Origin of the sequence: Burkholderia sp. (genome assembly GCF_018375725.1) — a bacterium.
In the GTDB taxonomy this organism is placed as follows: domain Bacteria; phylum Pseudomonadota; class Gammaproteobacteria; order Burkholderiales; family Burkholderiaceae; genus Burkholderia.
This window is the reverse complement of the sequence record NZ_JAHACR010000317.1, coordinates 1-4,604: the sequence shown is the minus strand read 5'-3', so window position 1 is coordinate 4,604 and position 4,604 is coordinate 1. Positions and strand designations below refer to the sequence as shown.

At 67.9% G+C, this 4,604-nt stretch carries 4 protein-coding genes and 1 pseudogene; 4 read left to right on the top strand and 1 reads right to left on the bottom strand.

The window, feature by feature from the left end:
- The 3 genes and pseudogenes from KH616_RS21695 to KH616_RS21685 all read left to right on the top strand — a co-directional run.
- A pseudogene (locus KH616_RS21695) lies at positions 1-1,062 on the top strand (Fe/S-dependent 2-methylisocitrate dehydratase AcnD); the annotation flags it as partial.
- 153 nt (positions 1,063-1,215) lie between these two features.
- On the top strand, positions 1,216-2,406 hold the full coding sequence (gene prpF, locus KH616_RS21690) for a 2-methylaconitate cis-trans isomerase PrpF (RefSeq protein ID WP_292250675.1): 1,191 nt from the start codon (positions 1,216-1,218) through the stop codon (positions 2,404-2,406).
- Between the two features lie 80 nt (positions 2,407-2,486).
- The gene (locus KH616_RS21685) at positions 2,487-3,545 is read left to right on the top strand and encodes a CaiB/BaiF CoA-transferase family protein (RefSeq protein ID WP_292250673.1); all 1,059 of its coding nucleotides are present in this window, start codon (positions 2,487-2,489) and stop codon (positions 3,543-3,545) included.
- Positions 3,546-3,553: 8 nt separating this feature from the next.
- On the opposite strand, the gene KH616_RS21680 is transcribed toward KH616_RS21685, so the two are convergent.
- A complete protein-coding gene (locus tag KH616_RS21680) occupies positions 3,554-3,997 on the bottom strand; it encodes a PaaI family thioesterase (protein ID WP_292250671.1) in 444 nt (147 codons plus the stop codon).
- 236 nt (positions 3,998-4,233) lie between these two features.
- Here KH616_RS21680 and KH616_RS21675 point away from each other — a divergent pair.
- Positions 4,234-4,604 (top strand): Tar ligand binding domain-containing protein (locus tag KH616_RS21675; RefSeq protein ID WP_292250677.1); only part of this gene is annotated, 371 nt, incomplete at its 3' end.

Genomic DNA, 4,604 nt, shown 5'->3' with positions numbered 1-4,604 from the left:
CCGTATGCGAAGCAGGCGTTCCTCGCGTCGCCGCCGCTCGTCGTCGCCTATGCGATCGCCGGCACGGTGCGTTTCGACATCGAGCAGGACGTGCTCGGCCTCGACAAGGATGGCCAGCCGGTCAGGCTGAAGGACATCTGGCCGACCGACGAGGAGATTGATGCGATCGTCGCGTCGAGCGTGAAGCCGGCGCAGTTCCGCGCGGTGTACGAGCCGATGTTCGCGCGCGCGGCCGAGACGGGCGAGCGTGCCGCGCCGCTGTACGACTGGCGGCCGCAAAGCACCTACATCCGCCGTCCGCCGTACTGGGAGGGCGCGCTGGCCGGCGAGCGCACATTGAAGGGCATGCGTCCGCTCGCGGTGCTCGGCGACAACATCACGACCGACCACCTGTCGCCGTCGAACGCGATCCTGCCGGACAGCGCCGCGGGCGAATATCTCGCGAAGATGGGCCTGCCGGAAGAGGACTTCAACTCGTACGCGACGCATCGCGGCGATCACCTGACCGCCCAGCGCGCGACGTTCGCGAACCCGACGCTGATCAACGAAATGGCGGTCGTGGACGGCGCGCTGAAGAAGGGCTCGCTCGCGCGGGTCGAGCCGGACGGCAACGTGGTGCGGATGTGGGAAGCGATCGAGACGTACATGAATCGCAAGCAGCCGCTGATCGTCATCGCCGGCGCGGATTACGGGCAAGGCTCGTCGCGCGACTGGGCGGCGAAGGGCGTGCGGCTGGCGGGCGTCGAGGCGATCGTCGCGGAGGGCTTCGAGCGGATTCACCGCACGAACCTGATCGGCATGGGCGTGCTGCCGCTCGAGTTCAAGCCGGGCACGAACCGCACGACGCTCGGCATCGACGGTACGGAAACGTTCGACGTCACCGGCGAGCGCAAGCCGCGCGCCGACCTGACGCTCGTGATTCATCGCAGGAACGGCGAGCGCGTCGACGTGCCGGTCACGTGCCGGCTCGATACGGCCGAGGAGGTGTCGATCTACGAGGCCGGCGGCGTGCTGCAGCGCTTCGCGCAGGACTTCCTCGAATCGTCGCAGGCGGCGGCCTGACGGCGCCGCCGCGCGACAGGCGGGCGGTGCGGCGACGCATCGCCTGACCGGTTCGTCCGCCGTGCAGGCGGCCGGACGCCAGGTCTGTCTTCATGGCGACGCGTGGGCGTTTGCCGCGGAAACCGGCCCGGGTTACATCAGCTCAGGACAAAGATGGCTCACATCCCTCAAATCAGGATTCCCGCGACCTACATGCGGGGCGGCACCAGCAAGGGCGTGTTCTTCCGCCTGCAGGATCTGCCCGAGGCCGCGCAGACGCCCGGCGCCGCGCGCGACGCGCTGCTGCTGCGCGTGATCGGCAGCCCCGATCCGTACGGCAAGCAGATCGACGGGATGGGCGGCGCGACGTCGAGCACCAGCAAGACGGTGATCGTGTCGAAGAGCACACGGCCGGGCCACGACGTCGACTACCTGTTCGGCCAGGTGTCGATCGACAAGGCGTTCGTCGACTGGACCGGCAACTGCGGCAACCTGTCGGCGGCGGTCGGCCCGTTCGCGATCAGCGGCGGTCTGGTCGATCCCGCGCGCGTGCCGCGCGACGGCATCGCGACCGTGCGGATCTGGCAGGCGAACATCGGCAAGACGATCGTCGCGCATGTGCCGATGACGAACGGCGCTGTGCAGGAAACTGGCGACTTCGAACTGGATGGCGTCACCTTCCCGGCGGCGGAGGTGCAGCTCGAATTCATGGATCCGGCGGCGGAAGAGGAAGGCGCGGGCGGCTCGATGTTCCCGACCGGCCATCTCGTCGACGATCTCGCGGTGCCGGGCGTCGGCACGCTGCGGGCGACGATGATCAATGCGGGCATCCCGACGATCTTCGTCGATGCCGAGGCGATCGGCTACAAGGGCACCGAGCTTCAGGACGCGATCAACGGCGACGCCAACGCGCTCGCGATGTTCGAGACGATCCGCGCGCACGGCGCGCTGCGCATGGGCCTGATCGACACGCTCGACGAGATCGCGACGCGGCAGCATACGCCGAAGATCGCGTTCGTCGCGAAACCGGCCGACTATGTCGCGTCGAGCGGCAAGCGGGTCGCGGCGGACGACGTCGATCTGCTGGTGCGCGCGCTGTCGATGGGCAAGCTGCATCACGCGATGATGGGCACCGCGGCGGTCGCGATCGGCACGGCGGCGGCGATTCCGGGCACGCTCGTCAATCTGGCGGCGGGCGGCGGCGAGCGCCATGCGGTGCGCTTCGGGCATCCGTCGGGCACGCTGCGCGTCGGCGCCCAGGCCCAGCAGGACAACGGCGAGTGGACGGTGACGAAGGCGATCATGAGCCGCAGCGCGCGCGTGCTGATGGAAGGCTGGGTGCGCGTGCCGGGGGATGCGTTCTGATCCGTGACGCGCACGGACCGTGATCGACCGGCACGGAAAAGGCAGGCATGTCGCGCCGGCATGTCGGACAGGAGAACCGGATGTCGCTCAATGCACCGTTGGCGGGCGTTCGCATCGTCGAATTCGAAGGGCTCGGCCCGGGCCCGCTCGCGGGCTGGATGCTGGCCGGAATGGGCGCGCAGGTCACGCTGATTGCGCGGCCGCCCGGCCGCACGAGCGCTCCGGACGCACTGCGGGGCGGCGACGGTGACCTGTTGCGCGAAGGCAAGTCGATCGTCACGCTCGACCTGAAATCGCCGGCCGCGCGCGACGAGGCGCTCGCGCTCGTCGCGCAGGCCGACGCGCTGATCGAAGGCAACCGGCCCGGCGTGATGGAGCGTCTCGGACTCGGGCCGGACGACTGCGCGCGCCACGCGCCCCGGCTCGTCTATGGCCGGATGACCGGGTGGGGCCAATACGGGCCGCTCGCGGCAAGCGCCGGACATGACCTGAACTACGTCGCGCTGACGGGCATCCTGTCGCTCGCCGCGTCGCGCGGCGAGAAGCCGGGCCTGCCGCCGACTGTCGTCGGGGACGCGGGCGGCGCGCTCGGCCTCGCGTTCGGCATCGTCTGCGCGCTGTTCGACGTGCGTGGGGGCGGCCCGGGGCGCGTGGTGGACGGCGCGATCGTCGACATCGTCGCGATGCTCGGCATGCTCGCGATGTGGGCGCGGGCGAACGGCCAGCTCGACGGCGTGCAGCCCAGCCTGTTTCACGACGCGCCGTTCTACGACGCCTACCGTTGCGCGGACGGCGAATACGTGACGATCGGCGCGCTGGAGCCGCCGTTCTACACGCAGCTGATCGAGCGGCTCGGGCTCAGCGGCGTCGATCCGGCGTCGCAATACGACCGCGCGCGCTGGCCGGCGCTGAAGGCGCGTTTCGCGGCGGTATTCGCGCAGCAGCCGTCCGCACACTGGCGCACGCTGCTGGAGGGAACCGACGCGTGCTTTGCGCCGGTGCTGAGCGTCGCCGACGCGGCGCGCCACCCGCACAACGTGGCGCGCGGAATCTACGGCACCGATGCGCAAGGTGCTGTGCGTGCGCGTGTCGCACCGCGCTTCTCGCCGCTGGCGGGCGACGAAAACGGCGCGGACTGACGGTCAGGTCAGGCGGTTTCCTCAGGCGCGCCAGGCACCTTGCCATCGCCGACCCGATTGATCGTGCCCTGCGCGATCGCGACGAGACGCTCGTGATCGCCGTCGATGACGAACACATGACATTGGCAGGTCGCCTGCTGCCGCCCGGCATAGACGATCTTCGCGCGCGCGACGAGCGTGCCGTTCACCGCCGGCCGCAGATAGTTGATCTTGTATTCGGCCGTGATCACACGTGGCCCGAGCGCGAGTGCGCCGGCGAACGTCAGCGCGTTGTCGGCCAGATAGCTGATGACGCCACCGTGCACGTAGCCGTGCTGCTGACGCAACTCGTCGCGCACCGGCAGGCACAGCGACACTTCGTTTTCGCCGATTTGCATCAGTTCCGTGCCGAGCAGCACGCTGAACGGTTGCGCCCGCAATGCGCCGCGGGCGTGATCCACGATGTCAGTCATCGATTTCTCCCGCAATGAGTGGCCGCTTGCGCTGAACTCTAGGAAGGGGGCCGCGGATAAGCAAGGAAATTCCGCCCGCATTTCTTGCGGTTTATGGCGTTCCGTGACGCAATCATTGTGTCGGACGCGATCATTCATGCTCATTTGCACAAGATTCGCCGGAATGCCTAAAGTCTTGCCGCGAAATGCCGCTAACGCCGGAGCGTTGCCGCATTGTCGGTGTCTCTGGAATCCCCATGTTCAGCAAAATCAAGCTCGCGTCGGGTCTGCTCGGCGTGTTGACCGTGTTTTTCCTCTTTCTGCTCGCCGTCGAGGCGCTCGGCTTCTGGTCGCTGACGTCGACACGCCACGGCGTCGACGATCTGTCGAACGTCGCAATCGCGCAGGTCGGCGCCGCCAACCAGGCGACCGAGCGGCTGCTCGACGCGAATAACGAGTTGATGCGGCAGTTGTCGCCTCATTCTGAAAGGCTGTTCGAGCGATATGGGATGCAGCAGTTCGGCCCGGACGTCCGATTGAAAAACGAGTACGAATTCGCAGCCTACGTGGATAAGGCGTTTTCTGGGGAGCAGGCGCAATACTATAAAAAGGCTTTGCAGGAGAAGAT

Bases quoted from the DNA above. Each gene is read 5' to 3' on its own strand.
- KH616_RS21685 (WP_292250673.1), top strand. From the start codon at position 2,487: ATGTCGCTCAATGCACCGTTGGCGGGCGTTCGCATCGTCGAATTCGAA.
- prpF (WP_292250675.1), top strand. From the start codon at position 1,216: ATGGCTCACATCCCTCAAATCAGGATTCCCGCGACCTACATGCGGGGC.
- KH616_RS21680 (WP_292250671.1), bottom strand. From the start codon at position 3,997: ATGACTGACATCGTGGATCACGCCCGCGGCGCATTGCGGGCGCAACCG.